The sequence below is a fragment of the Serpens gallinarum genome, from assembly GCF_014836765.1.
In the GTDB taxonomy this organism is placed as follows: Bacteria; Pseudomonadota; Gammaproteobacteria; order Pseudomonadales; family Pseudomonadaceae; genus Serpens; species Serpens gallinarum.
In genome coordinates, this window is record NZ_JACSQG010000003.1 from 230,123 (window position 1) to 244,349 (window position 14,227).

At 62.8% G+C, this 14,227-nt stretch carries 7 protein-coding genes; all 7 read right to left on the reverse strand.

Annotated elements, in window-relative coordinates; genetic code table 11:
* Nucleotides 1-40: 40 nt before the first annotated feature.
* Complete coding sequence (locus tag H9642_RS08595; RefSeq protein WP_251836017.1) at nucleotides 41-3,145, reverse strand: efflux RND transporter permease subunit; 3,105 nt, start codon at nucleotides 3,143-3,145, stop codon at nucleotides 41-43.
* 115 nt (nucleotides 3,146-3,260) lie between these two features.
* Complete coding sequence (locus H9642_RS08600; RefSeq protein WP_251836018.1) at nucleotides 3,261-6,356, reverse strand: MdtB/MuxB family multidrug efflux RND transporter permease subunit; 3,096 nt, start codon at nucleotides 6,354-6,356, stop codon at nucleotides 3,261-3,263.
* The gene (locus H9642_RS08605) at nucleotides 6,353-7,555 is read right to left on the reverse strand and encodes an MdtA/MuxA family multidrug efflux RND transporter periplasmic adaptor subunit (protein WP_251836019.1); all 1,203 of its coding nucleotides are present in this window, start codon (nucleotides 7,553-7,555) and stop codon (nucleotides 6,353-6,355) included. Before H9642_RS08605 ends, H9642_RS08600 begins: the two co-directional genes overlap by 4 nt.
* A gap of 159 nt (nucleotides 7,556-7,714) precedes the next feature.
* A complete protein-coding gene (locus H9642_RS08610) occupies nucleotides 7,715-8,026 on the reverse strand; it encodes a putative quinol monooxygenase (protein ID WP_251836020.1) in 312 nt (103 codons plus the stop codon).
* Between the two features lie 66 nt (nucleotides 8,027-8,092).
* Nucleotides 8,093-8,590, reverse strand: coding sequence for a thiol peroxidase (gene tpx / locus H9642_RS08615; protein ID WP_251836021.1), 498 nt, complete (start codon nucleotides 8,588-8,590; stop codon nucleotides 8,093-8,095).
* Between the two features lie 153 nt (nucleotides 8,591-8,743).
* Entirely contained in the window at nucleotides 8,744-12,451 is a 3,708-nt protein-coding gene (locus H9642_RS08620; protein WP_251836022.1) for a translocation/assembly module TamB domain-containing protein, read from the reverse strand.
* Nucleotides 12,448-14,169 (reverse strand): autotransporter assembly complex protein TamA, encoded by a 1,722-nt coding sequence (locus H9642_RS08625; protein ID WP_251836023.1) that lies wholly within the window; start codon nucleotides 14,167-14,169, stop codon nucleotides 12,448-12,450. Before H9642_RS08625 ends, H9642_RS08620 begins: the two co-directional genes overlap by 4 nt.
* Nucleotides 14,170-14,227 lie beyond the last annotated feature (58 nt).

The following is a 14,227-nucleotide window of genomic DNA, read 5'->3' on the forward strand; positions in this document are numbered from 1 at the left end:
ACACCCGATTCAGTTTTAGGGGCTCGGCGAAAGGAAAGTTTCATAACAGCCGCTCCAGTGCCGCATCACTGCGCGCACCCCGCCGACGGTTGAAGCGGTGGCGCAGGCGATCAAAGAACAGATAAACCACCGGCGTGCTGTACAAGGTCAGCACTTGGCTGAGCAACAGACCGCCAACAATGGCCAGGCCCAGTGGCTGGCGCATTTCCGCGCCTTCGGCCATGCCCAGCAGCAGCGGCAAGGCGCCGAGGATCGCGGCCAGTGTAGTCATCAGGATGGGGCGAAAACGCTGCAGGCAGGCGCGGCGGATCGAGTCCTCGGGACTCAGGCCTTCCGTGCGCTCCAGCTCCAGCGCCAGATCGATCATCAAGATGGCGTTTTTCTTGACCACGCCAATCAAGAGGAACAATCCGAGCAGCGAGATAAGGCTGAACTGCCCGCCCGTCAACTGGATGGCCAGCAAGGCACCAACACCGGCCGAGGGCAGCGTTGAGAGGATGGTCAGCGGATGGATATAGCTCTCGTAGAGTACGCCGAGCACGATATACACCACCAGCAGCGCGCCAAGAATCATCAGCGGCTGAGCCTCCTGGGTCTGCTGCATGGCGCCGGCCGTACCACCCAGCAGGCCTTGCACCTCGGTTGGCAGGCCAACCCGCGCCACCGCTTGTTGAATCGCCAGGTTGGCTTCATCGGCGCTGTAGCCCGGCGCGATGGAGTAGCCGATGCTTTCCGCGGCAAACTGCCCGCGGTGGTGCACCCGGTCCTCTTCCAGGCTGCGTTCCCAGCGGGCCAGCATGGACAGCGGGACCCGTGCGCCCTCGGCAGTAATCAGCTGGACCTGATCCAGCGCCTCGGGGTACTGGGCATAACGCGGGTCGATCTCCATCACCACGCTGTACTGGTTGAGGCTGTCGTAGATGGTGGAAATCTGCCGCTGGCTGAAGGCGTTATTGAGCACCCCGGTGATCATCGCCATGTCCACGCCGAGGCGCTTGGCGATTTCGCGGTCGATCACCAGGCTGATCTGCTGGGCACCCTCGCCTTCGCTGGCGTCGATGTCGGTGAGCTGCGGCAGCGCCCGCAATGCGTCGCGCACCCTGGGCAGCCAGGTGCGCAGATCGTCAAGATCGCCAGCCAGCAGGGTGTATTCGTTGTCTGTGGCGCGGCCCTGACGGCCGCCGAATTGCAGGTCCTGATCGACCATCAGGAAGATCCGCCCGCCGGGAATCTTCGGCAGGCTGTTACGCAGCCGATCGACCACCTGCTGGGCACCGATGCGCCGTTCGGCAATGGGCTTGAGGCGCACGATCATGAACGCGTTATTGATCCCGCCACTGCCGCCGATGAAGCCGGCCACGCTTTCCACCGCCGGATCGGTCAGCAGTGCCTGGCGGTAGCGTTCCATCTTCGGCTGCATGACCTGGAACGACAGGCCATCATCGCCACGGATAAAGCCGACCAGTTGGCCGGTGTCCTGCTGCGGCATGAAGGTCTTGGGCACGTCGATGTACAGGTAAACGTTCAACGCAATGGTCGCCAGTAAACCAACCAGCATCAGTCGGGCATGGGCCAGCGCCCAATCCAGGCTTCGCGCGTAACCACTCAGTACCCGTGCCTGCAGCCGTTGGCCAAAGCGCGCCAAAGCGCCGGGCTCGTTCGCTTCGGCGGGTTTCAGCCAGCGCGCGCAGAGCATCGGCGTCAGGCTCAGCGACACCACCAGGGAAATCAGGATAGCCACGGCCAGGGTAATCGAGAACTCGCGGAACAGTCGCTCAACGATGCCACCCATGAAGAGGATGGACAGGAAGACCGCCACTAGCGAAGCGTTCATCGCCAGCAGCGTGAAACCCACCTCCTGCGCGCCCTTGAGTGCTGCCGTCAGGGGCTTTTCGCCGTTCTCGATATGCCGAGAAATATTCTCAAGTACCACGATAGCATCGTCCACCACCAGTCCCGTCGCGACGATCAACGCCATCAGCGACAGGTTGTTCAGCGAGAAACCCAGCAGGTACATGGCGGCGAAACTGCCGACCAGCGACACCGGCACCGCCAGCGCCGGAATCAGCGCCGCCCGCCAACGGCCCAGAAACGCGAACACCACCAAAATCACCAGCGCCACGGCAATCAGCAGCGTGCGTTCAGCTTCGTGCAGGGTGGCGCGGATCACCGAGGAGCGCTCCATGGCAACCTCCAGCTCCACGCTGGCGGGTATGACCTCGCGCAACGCTGGCAGCAACCCGTTGATCGCGCCGATGGTTTCCAGGATGTTGGCGCCGGCCTGGCGATTGACCACCACCAGCACCGCCTCCTGGTCGTTGTAGAAGCCGCTGTTGTAGCGATCCTCCACCCCATCGCTGACCCGAGCCACATCGCCCAGCCGCAAGGCGGCGCCGTCCTGGTAACGAATCACCAGCGAGCGGTAGTCGGCGGCCTTGTCGAGCTGATCGTTGGCTTGAACCTGCCAGTGCCGGTCATCATCCGAAACCGCACCCTTGGGTCGCTGGGCATTGGCGGCACTGATGGTCTGGCGCACTTCGTCCAGGGCTACGCCGTACTGGTCGAGCAGCCGTGGCTGCAATTCGACGCGCACCGCGGGCAGCGAGCTGCCGCCCACCTGCACCTCGCCCACGCCGGCCACCTGGGACAACTTCTGACCGATGATCGATGAAGCGACATCGTAGAGCTCGCCCTTGCCAAGCATATTGGAGGTCAGCGACAGCACCATGATCGGCGCCTGGGACGGATTGATCTTGCGGTAGGTGGGCATGCTGCGCATGCCGCTGGGCAGCAGGTTGCGCGAGGCGTTGATGGCAGCCTGCACCTCGCGGGCGGCAGCGTCGATGTCGCGGTCCAGATCGAAAAGGATCGTGATGCGCGTGTTGCCCTGGCTGCTGCGGCTGGTCATCTCGCTGATCCCGGCGATGCCGCCCAGCGAGCGTTCCAGCGGCGTGGCCACGGTGGCGGCCATGATCTGCGGACTGGCGCCGGGCAGGTTGGCCTGCACAGTGATCGCCGGAAAATCCATCTGCGGCAGCGGCGAGACCGGCAACAACCCGAAGCTCAACGCACCGACCAGCAGGATCGCCACACTGAGCAACAGCGTGGCAACCGGGCGGACGATGAAGGGCGCTGACAAATTCATGAGCGGCAGCCACAAGCGGCAAGCGGCAAGCCGCAAGACAAAAGCACCGAGGTGCAGGCGCGCGACAATCCGGCTTTCGCCCCTAGCTTGCCGCTTGAAGCTTGAAGCTTGCAGTTCATACCACCGCCACCCCTGCCGCACTGCGCCCCATGAATCGGCGGCTGAGGCGGTCGAAGTACAGGTAGATCACCGGCGTGGTGAACAATGTGAGCACCTGGCTGAGTAACAGGCCGCCGACCAGAACCAGGCCCAGCGGCTGACGTAATTCGGCACCGGAACCCGTGGCCAGCATCAGCGGCACAGCGCCAAACAAGGCCGCCAAGGTAGTCATCAGGATCGGCCGGAAGCGCAGCAAGGCGGCCTGATGGATAGCCGCCTGCGGGTCCATGCCCTGATGGCGTTCGGCTTCCAGGGCGAAGTCGATCATCATGATGGCGTTTTTCTTGACGATACCAATCAGCAGGATGATGCCGATGATGGCAATCAGGCTCAGATCGTTGCCGGACAGCAGCAAGGCCAGTAAGGCGCCGACCGCAGCGGAAGGTAGCGTGGACAGAATGGTGATCGGGTGGATATAGCTCTCGTAGAGTACGCCGAGCACGATGTACATGGTTGCCACGGCGGCGATGATCAGCAGCAAGGTACTCGATAGCGAAGCGCGAAACGCTTCAGCCGCGCCCTGGAACTGGCTGACGATGCCACCGGGCAGGCCAATCTCCTGCTCGATCCGCTCGATGACGTCCACCGCTTCGCCCAGCGATACGCCCGGCGCCAGGTTGAAGGACAGAGTCACCGCCGGGAATTGGCCGATATGGTTGACCAACAGCGGCGTGGCGCGCTCCTCGATGCTCGCTAGGGAGGACAATGGCACCTGCCCTCCCGCAGCAGTGGCCACATGTACCTGACGTAGCGCTGCCGGACCGAGACGATCGGCGGCCTGGGTTTCCAGCACCACGCGGTACTGGCTGGCCTGGGTATAGATGGTCGAGATCTGCCGCTGACCGAAAGCGTCATAGAGCGCGTTGTCGATGTCAGTGACGCTCACTCCAAGGCGTGCGGCCGCATCACGGTCGATGTTGAGGTACACCTGCAGGCCCCGGTTCTGGAGATCGCTGGCCACGTCGCGCAGCTCCGGCTGCTGACTCAGCGCCTCCACCAATCGGGGCGTCCATTGCCGCAGTAGCTCGTCTTCTGGTGACTCCAGCGTGAACTGGAACTGCGTGCGGCTGACCCGATCTTCAATGGTCAGGTCCTGTACCGGTTGCAGGTACAGCTCGATGCCCGGGATCTGCGCCAGACCCGAGCGCAAGCGGTCGATCACCTGGCTGGCGGTGACGTCGCGCTCGGCATGGGGTTTGAGATTGATCAGCAGGCGACCGCTGTTCAAGGTGGCGTTATCACCGTCGACACCGATGTAAGAAGACAGGCTGGCCACCGCTGGGTCCTCAAGGATCACCGCCGACAGGCGCTGCTGGCGCTCGCTCATGGCGCGGAAGGAAATGCTTTGCGGCGCCTCGGAAATGCCCTGAATCACACCAGTGTCCTGCACCGGGAAAAAACCCTTGGGCACAATTACATACAGCACCACGGTCAGCCCCAGAGTGGCGATGGCGATCAGCAGGGTCAGCGGCTGGTGACGCAGAACCCACTGCAGGCCAACGTCGTAACGGGCAATCAGCCCATCGATCCAGGCGCCGCTGGCACGGTAGAAGCGGCTTTGCTCTTCCTCGCGTTCATGCTTGAGAAACAGGGCGCACATCATTGGCGTCAGGGTCAGCGACACCACCAGGGAAATCAGGATGGCCACCGCCAGGGTGATGGCGAATTCCCGGAACAACCGGCCGACCACATCGGCCATGAACAGCAGCGGAATCAGCACGGCGATCAACGAGAAGGTCAGCGAGATCAGCGTAAAGCCGATTTGCTTGGCGCCCTTGAGCGCCGCCTGCAGCGGCGTCTCGCCCTCCTCCAGGTGACGGGCGATGTTTTCCAGCATGACGATGGCGTCATCGACCACGAAACCTGCGGCCACGGTCAGGGCCATCAGCGTCAGGTTATTGATCGAGAAGCCGGCCAGGTACATGAAGCCGAAGGTGCCGATCAGCGACAGCGGCACGGCAATTGACGGGATCACCGTGGCCGACAGTTTGCGCAGGAACAGGAAGGTCACCAGCACCACCAGCGCGACGGCGAGCATCAGCTCGAACTGCACGTCCTTGACCGCCGCGCGGATGGTCTGCGTACGGTCGGTAAGCACCATGACGTCGAGATTGGCCGGCAGGCTGGCGGTAATTTGCGGCAGCAGCTCCTGAATCCGATCGACCACCTCGATGACGTTGGCGCCCGGCTGACGTTGGATGTTCACCAACACCGCGGCGTTCTGGTTGGCCCAGGCAGCCAGGCGCTCGTTCTCGGCACCGTCGTGAATGGTCGCCACATCCTTGAGGCGCAAGGCGGCGCCATTCTGATACGTGAGGATCAGTTGCTGGTATTCCTCGACGGATTTGAGCTGGTCGTTGGCATCCAATTGGGACACCCGCGTCGGGCCGTCGAAGTTGCCCTTGGGCTGGTTGACGTTGGAACTGGTGATCAGCGCACGCACATCGGAGAGGTTCAGGCCGTAAGCGGCCAGCGCCTCGGGATTGACCCGGATACGCACCGCCGGGCGCTGCCCGCCGGCCAGGCTGACCAGGCCGACGCCGCTGATCTGCGCCAGTTTTTGCGCCATGCGCGTGTCCACCAGATCATTGACCTGGGGCAGCGGCATGCTGGGAGAGCTGATCGCCAGCGTCATTACTGGGGTATCCGCCGGGTTGACCTTGTTGTACACCGGCGGGGCCGGCAGATCGTTGGGCAGCAGGTTGCTGGCCGCGTTGATCGCCGCCTGGACCTCCTGTTCGGCGACGTCCAGGTTCACCTCCAGCGTGAAGCGCAGGGTAATCACCGAGGCGCCACCGGAACTGGTCGAGGACATCTGCGAAAGGCCCGGCATCTGCCCGAACTGGCGCTCCAGCGGGGCGGTCACCGCACTGGTCATCACCTCGGGGCTGGCGCCCGGATACAACGTCATGACGCGGATGGTCGGGTAATCCACCTCGGGCAAGGCCGAAACCGGCAACAGCCGGTAAGCGATCACCCCGCTGAGGAAGATCGCCACCATGATCAGCGTGGTGGCGACCGGACGAAGAATGAAGGACCGCGAGATGTTCATGCGTTGGGTGCTGCGGAATGGGTTACCTGGGCCGGGGTGTCGGAAATCACCTCCACCACCGAACCGTTGCGCAGGCGGTCGGTGCCTTCCAGCACCAGGCGCTCACCGGGCTCGACGCCACTTTCCACCAGCGTGGTTGCGCCGTCGCTGAGTCCGACTCGCACATCGCGCAGTTGTACCTTGTCGCCCTCGCCCACCACATACACGAAGGTGCCGCGCGAGCCGTACTGCAAGGCGGCGGAAGGAATCAGCAAGGCCTGCTCGCGGGTGCTGACGCGCAGGCGGACATTGACGAACTGATTGGGGAACAGACGCTGATCGGCATTTTCGAACCGTGCCTTGAGGCGCAGGGTGCCGGTAGCGGTGTCGATCTGGTTGTCCAGACTGTGCAACTGCCCCTCGGTCAGCAGGTTGCGCTCGCTGCGATCCCAGGCTTCCACCTGCAGCTCGCGGCCGTTGCGCAATTGCTCAAGCACTTGCGGCACGTCGCCCTCCGGCAAGGTGAAACTCACCGCAATAGGTTGGGTCTGGGTAATGCTCACCAGCACGGTGCTGTCATTACTGGCCAGCAAGTTGCCGATATCGACCTGGCGCAGGCCGAGACGCCCGGGAATGGGTGCGCGGATTTCGGTGAATTGCAGATTCAGGTGCGCCTCTTCCACCGCCGCCTGGTTGGCCTTGATCTGCCCCTGGTACTGGGCAACCAGTGCCTGCTGGGTATCCAGGGTCTGCTTGGCAATGGAGTCTTCGGCATACAGTCCCTGATAGCGGGACAGATCGATTTCAGCGTTTCTCAATTGCGCGCGAGTCTGTTGCAACTGCCCTTCTGCGAGACGCAGCGCAGTCTGGTAAGGGCGTGGGTCGATCACCGCCAGCAGGTCGCCGGCCTCTACCTTCTGGCCTTCCTCAAACAACACCTTGACCAGTTCACCCCCGACGCGGGCACGCACATTGGCGGTGTTGTAAGCAGTAACAGTGCCCAGCGCCTTGAGCTCGACAGGAAAATCGCCACGGCTGACCTCGGCCACCCGCACCGGCACCGGACCGTTGAAACCGAAGCGGCCGCCCGGACCGGCAGGCGCCTTGCTGCCACTGCTCGGCCACAACCACCAGACCAACGCGGCGGCCACCACAAGGACCAGCACCCACCACCAACGGCGGAAAGAACGTGAAGAGGAAGACAGACTCGACTCGGACATGACGGGCAATCATCAACAAAGGAGTCAGCACGATAAGGACAAGCGGCAGACAAGCAAAGGAGATTTACCGCTCCTTTACCCCTAACAGCTAAAGGGTCGCAGTGATTTTGCTACTGGGGTGAATAGGTGCGGGTCGCGCTGGCTTTCCGAACGCAGTGGCTAGCCAGGCTCTTTGATCCACATCGGAGTCAGCCGGCTCACCTCGGGAGCGCCCGCTAGCAGCGGCTCGACGGCTTCGAGGTAAACGGCATAGTTGGGATGAGCCAGAAACGCCTCTGCTGCTTCCGGCGAGGCATAGCACTGGAAGGCACAGATCGAGTTCGGATCGGCATCATCGAAGCAGTAGAAATAGTCAGTATGCCCGGCGTTGGCTGCAATGGCGGGAGCCATGTGTTTCATCCATACAGCCCGTACCTCATCACGCTTGCCGGGACGGGTCTTGTGCCTGATAAACAAGGCGGTCTGCGACATTTTGCAATCCTCGGTGTGCGGTGAAAGCGAAAGCGGCCTGCGGAAGACTCCGCAGGCCGCAGGAACTTACAGCGCAGCCAGGGCAGACGTGTAATTGGGCTCCTGGCCGATTTCGCTGACCAGTTCGCTGTGCAGGACCTTGTCCTGCTCGTCCAGAACCACCACCGCACGGGCAGCCAGACCGGTCATCGGACCTTCGGCAATGGCGACGCCGTAGGTTTCCAGGAACTCGCGGCCACGCATGGTCGACAGGTTGACCACATTGTCCAGGCCTTCGGCGGCGCAGAAGCGCTTCTGGGCGAACGGCAGGTCGGCGGAGATGCACAGCACGACTGTATTGCTCAACTTGCCGGCTTCAACGTTGAATTTGCGCACACTGGTGGCGCAGGTCGGCGTGTCAACGCTCGGGAAGATATTCAGCACTTTGCGCTTGCCGGCAAAGCTGGCGAGGGTGACGTCGGCAAGATCCTGGCCCACCAGGGTGAACGCCGGCGCCTGCTGGCCAGCCTGCGGGAGGTTGCCGGAAACTTCGATGGGGTTGCCACGCATGGTCACTTGAGTCATTGGATATATCCTTCTTGATGGGAATTGCTGACCTGCCTATTTAAGCAGGTCCGGTAGACATCCGGACGACGAGCTTAACAGCCGCATTCGGTCTCCACAGCAGTAACCGCACGGATGATCGAAGCCGGGCCGGAGTATTGTTGGCCGCCTGGATCAGAAATCCCTTCGATAGAAGATATCCAGCGAGCTGGCCAGCCCGCTGGCCGCTTCCAAAAACACCCGGCGGCTCAAGCGGTAGCGCAGCGCCAGGGTGTTGACTGGCTCGAACACGCCTACCCCGTAGCTCAGGCTCAGGCGATCGGAAATCCGCCCGCTGGCCACCACGCTGGTGCTGCCACCGCTGCCTTCAGTTTCCAGCAGGAAATCCTTGATGCCCAATTGGCGGGCGATATTGCCGGTGATGCCCGCACTGCCAGCCAATCCCAGCCCCAGAGCTGCCTGAGCAAGCAAGGCGCTGTCTCCCGTGTCGTCGTCACCACCCCCCAGCGGTCGCCCGAGAACCAAATAAGACAGGGCCTGCTCCTGGCTCATGGCCGGCTCGGAAAAAATCTGCGTGCGCGGCGCAGCGGCGCTGCCGCTGATTCTCAACCCGGCAATCACGTCATCAACCCGGCGAATGGCTTCGACATCCAGGAAAGGCTGATCGATGGGACCGACAAACAACAAGCGTGCCCGGCGAATGGTCAGGCGCTGACCATAGGCGCGGTAACGGCCTCGGTTCAAACTGAGCTCGCCACGAGTGTCGAGGTTGTCGCCGATATGAATGCCACCGGCCACGTCTGCGGTTAACCCGAAACCCGAAAAGCTTAGTTCTTCCTGGCCAACCACGACGTCGATATCCATGCGCAGGGGTAATGCTGCCTTCTGCTCCGGTGCTTCCTCGCCGACGATCACCACATCCGAAGACAATTTCACGGTCGACGGCGGCAATTCACGAATGGTGATGGCGCCTCTGGGCACGTCCACTTTGCCGCTCAGCGACAAGGCTTCGTCCGTCATGGCGATGCGCAGGTCAGGCGCCACTTCAAGCTCGGCGTAGGGAGCAATTACCACTGGCAGGCGGCTGCCCTGAATGCGTACATCCACCTGCAGGGTGGGTTGCCACGCAACGCTGCCACCGATACGGCCCTGCCCTTGAGTGCCGCTGCGCCAGTTGCCATCCAGGCTCACCTGCTGGCCCGCGATGCGCGCCTGCACCTGCAAGTCCTCAATGGCCATGGGGAGCTCGCCGCCAGACATATGGCCGTCGGTCAAGCGCACTTCGCCTTCAACCAACGGCGCTTGCAGGCTGCCGGCGAGGCGGCCACTGCCATTAATCTGTCCTTCCAGGCGCGCCACCTGCGGCACGAAGGGGCGCGCCACAGCCAGATTTAGCCCGCGCAGGGAGAAATCACCGCTCAGGGGTTTGATCTCCTGACGCGGGTCAATACGCGCCTGCAGCGTCAGTTCACCCAGTTGGCCGCCATCGAAACGCAGGTTCACGTCCACCTGTTCGGGCTTCAATTGGCTGTCCAGGCGCAACTGGCGATAGGGAAACTCCACCCATTGATCCTGTTCGCGTTCAGGGTCGCGCAGGCGCAGGCGGCCCTGCCCGGCATCAACCAGAATGCGTCCACTCGGACCGCTGGCCGGCAGGTCCAACGCCACCTCGGCATCGAGCTCCCCCTGCCACTGGAAATCGTCCGGCAGCCATGCCGCCAGGCTGTTGAGGGGGAAATCACGCAAGCGGTAGCGAATCCGCGGATCCGGCATCAGCCGCTGCTCTTCGCCGCATAGGCTGGCCGCGCCGGACCGCCAACAATGGGCGCCGAGCGTCAGTTGACCGTCGGCGCGGCGTTCGATCGGTGCGGCTTGCTGTAGTTGCCAGCGCTGCCCGGCGGCAGCGAGCAGCGCTTCACTGAGCTGACCCTGCCAGTTCCAGCCGCCCTCAGAATCACCTTCCAACTGGCCGGCCAGATTGAGTTCAGCCTGAATTTGTTCACCCTCCAGACGCAGGGCCACAGCTTGCTCCTGACGATTGCCTTGGCCGTTCAAGGTCAGCTCGCCGATCTCGGTGTCGCCAGAACGGATCTCCCGCGCCTGCAGGCTGAGGTGAGCTTGCTGCTGCTGATCGAGACGAGCTTTAAGGACCAGGCTGGCGATACGCTGCTCATCCAGACGCAATTGCTGGCCTTGCAGATCCAGCCTGGCTTGCGGTGCTTCGCGCGTGCCGGCCAGATCCAGGCGTCCGTTGGCGCTGCCGCGCAAACCCGGCCACAGCTGATTGAGCTTGCCCAGCGCCAGATTCACTTGGCCCTGCAACTGCCCGTTCAGGCCGCCGCGCCCCTGAATGCGGTTGTCGCCCAGGCGCAGATCCAGACGTGGCAACTGCCAGGAAGGTCCTGCTGCGTTGGCATCCAACAGCAGCGCAGCGGATTGGCCACGGAGCTGGCCCTGCAATTCGATGTTCGCTTGCAGCTGCAGATCCTCTCCCTGCAGTCGGCCTTCGCTGCGCAGCGGACCGCCCAGCTGCCCCGGCAGTTCTGCGACCCAGTAAGACGGATCGAGCTGCTCCAGCTGCAAGGCGGTTTTCCACGTGATGGCGTCGGCGAAGCCCAGGCTCAATTGTCCTTCGGCGCGCCCCTGCCCCGCCTGAACCTGCAGCGAGGGGAAGTGCACCTGGCTCAGGTCGCCGCTGACCGGGCTGGACACGGTGAACGGCCCGGCTGGACCCTGCAACCGAGCATCGAAATTGCCCAGGTAGTTGCCATCGCGGTAATGCACCTGTGCATGCATCTGTTCCAGGTTTACCGGCGGCTCGTCCATGGGATACAGATGCAACCAGGGAAATGCCTGCCAGTCCAGCGTCGCGTCGGCAACGAATCCCTCGTGCCATTCCAGCCGGCCTTCGAGTTGCACATGTTGCTGCTCGCCGGCATCCAGGCGCAGTGCCTGGATGTCTGCGCCCTGCGCCGTGACGCGACCTGCCAGGCTGAGCTCTATTGGCGCTGCCTGCGCGGGCAGGCGCGCCGAACCGTTGATGCGGTAGCCGGCCTGCAAATCGCCCTCCGCCTGCAGATTGAGGCGATTGAGCGTCAGGGTGTCAGGTAATGCCGCGCTCGCTTTGAAACCCTCAGCGCGTAAACGCAGCGTTGCAGGCACGCTCTCGACCAGCGGCTGCACATCGCCTTCCAGCCGCCCTTGCAGGTAGCCCGTACTGTTGACGATCAGTTGCAGGTTTTTTTGCAGCTCGCCATGGGCTTGCAGCGTCAGCGACCACTCTCGTCCATCGGGTGCGGGCAGCTTCAGGGTGCCGGATGTCGTCAGTGGCCAGTTTCCTTGCGGATCGAGCTGTCCCTGCAGAACCAGACTCATCTCATCGCGCCGCACACGCAGGCTGTCGATCCGCAGGCCAACTTCAGTCCAGTGGGCGTTTAGCTGCAGGTCGCGCAGCTGTTCTTCGCCGTTGAGGACCAGGCGGCCCACACGCGCATTGGTCACTTGTATGGCAAGCGGCAGGCGCAGGGTTGGCAGCGACAGCGGTCCGGTATCTTCGGTCGGTTCGCCGGGAGGGAAGTCGAGGGTGACCTCATCGGCCGATAACTCCTTTACACACAGACGCAAGCGCAGCAAGCAGCGTGGTGACCAATTAAAGCCCGGCGCCACCAGCTCAACGCGGCTCTCACCCTGTTGCCAGGTCAATTCTTCGGCGCGCCACTGGGTAGCCAGCCGGCCTTCGAAACCGTGCACGCTCAGACCCGGTACGCGCGCCATCAGCCAGCGGCTGCCAGCCTCGCTGCCCAGTAACACAGCCGAGGCCAGCACCAACAAGGCGATAACACTCGACAGGCCTATCAGGCCCCATTTCAAACCCGCCCTCACAATTCCGGTCCCATGGAAAAGTGCAGGCGTACGCCCTTCTCGCCATCCAAAGGCGTGGCCAGGTCCAGGCGCAACGGCCCGACCGGCGATACCCAGCGAATGCCGACGCCGACACCGGTCATCAATGACGGGAATTCGAGCGAGTTGAAGGAGTTGCCCTGGTCAACGAAGGTTGCCAGCCGCCAGGTGGGTGTCAGCGCATATTGATACTCGGCGCTGACGGCAAACATATACCGGCCGCCAACGCGATCGCCCTGGGAGTTGGTGGGCGACAGGCTCTGGTAGTCGTAGCCGCGTACGCTCTGGTCACCCCCTGCGAAGAAACGCAGCGAGGGCGGCACCGTGGTGTAGTCGTCGGTCCAGCTGCCGCCAAGCTGCACGCGTCCGAGCAGGCGGTGGCGGTCAGCCAAGGTGGTGAGGCCCCGCAACCCCGCTTCGCCGTGCACCAGGCTGGCATCCGAGAGTATGCCTTCCTGAGCTGCGGACACTTCAAACTGCACCCGATAGCCTCGGCTGGGATCGAGTCGATTATCACTGTTCAAGTAGGAGTAACCGATGCCCGGCATCAACAGGGTACTGATTCCGGAGTCATCGCCCAGGCGGTATTCTTCATGTTGCCACTTCAGCGAAATCACCCGCTGCCAGCCGTTCGGGCGCAGGCTGTGCCATTCCGGCCCGACGGTCAGCAAGCGGCTCAGGCTGTCAGTATCGGCCAATTCTTCATACTGATAACCGCCGGCCAGGCGCAACTTGTCGGTCAGCGGTTTATCGCCGGGCATGTCATACCACAGGCCGATGTTTTGCCGTGGGGCAGACAATTCGGTTTCCACCCCGTAGCTGTGTCCCTGAGGATTGCGCCAGTGACGCGTCCAGTTGAAGCGTCCACGCGGGCCCACGTCGGTGGAGTAACCCAGACCGACACCAAAAGTGCGCGGCTTGCGCGTGGTCAATTGCACATCGATGGGCATCACGCCGCCCTGCGCCGTGGCCGGTGTGGCGTCGACCCGCACACTTTCGAAGTAGCCACTGGACTGCAAATTCAGGTGCAGCTCGGCAATCAGCTCGCTGTCGTAAGGCGTGGCGGGCTCGAACGGCACCATGCGTCGCAGCAGCTCATCATCGAAGGGCGAATCGCCACTGAAGCTGACGTCACCAAAACGGTAACGCTCGCCGCTCTGGTAGATCAGCTCGATGTCGGCGTAACCTTCTGCCGGGTCGATCTGCAGTTGCTGACGGTCGAAGCGGCCGGAAAAATAGCCATAGCGCGCGGCCTGGCTCTCGATGCGGCTTTTGACGCTTTCATAGTTTCCATGGTGCAGCTGCTGGCCAGGCCGCAGCTCGGATAGATCCGGCAAGGTAAAGGTACGTTGTTGCGCAGCCGGCCCCTCGATGCGCACGGTGACGTTGCGCAAGGTTACCGGCTCTCCCCGTTCAATGCGTACCGTCAGCCTGGGTGTTGCGCTGTCACTCACTTCGGTCGTGATCCGCGTCTGGTAATAACCGAGGGCCTCGGCAGCCTGACGGGCCTGAGCGGCGGCGGTGCGGCTGCGTTGTAGCAGCGCGGCGCGGTCCAGGTCCTCCAGCTCACCGATATAGCCTTCGACGTTTTCCTTGAGGGCGGCATTATTCGGCGTGACACGCACACGCAATTGATCGGCAAATATCGGCGCTGCCAGCAGAAACAGCAGCACGCCGAAGCCTTTTCTACGAATCGACATGGCCGCGCATGCTACCACGAGGTTTATTGCGCCCCTCTAACCGAATGTGGGTGTTGGG

What these genes read in the sequence shown, in the direction of transcription:
- H9642_RS08595 (WP_251836017.1), bottom strand. Translation starts at nt 3,145, where the DNA reads ATGAATTTGTCAGCGCCCTTCATCGTCCGCCCGGTTGCCACGCTGTTG.
- H9642_RS08600 (WP_251836018.1), bottom strand. Translation starts at nt 6,356, where the DNA reads ATGAACATCTCGCGGTCCTTCATTCTTCGTCCGGTCGCCACCACGCTG.
- H9642_RS08605 (WP_251836019.1), bottom strand. Translation starts at nt 7,555, where the DNA reads ATGTCCGAGTCGAGTCTGTCTTCCTCTTCACGTTCTTTCCGCCGTTGG.
- H9642_RS08610 (WP_251836020.1), bottom strand. Translation starts at nt 8,026, where the DNA reads ATGTCGCAGACCGCCTTGTTTATCAGGCACAAGACCCGTCCCGGCAAG.
- tpx (WP_251836021.1), bottom strand. Translation starts at nt 8,590, where the DNA reads ATGACTCAAGTGACCATGCGTGGCAACCCCATCGAAGTTTCCGGCAAC.
- H9642_RS08625 (WP_251836023.1), bottom strand. Translation starts at nt 14,169, where the DNA reads ATGTCGATTCGTAGAAAAGGCTTCGGCGTGCTGCTGTTTCTGCTGGCA.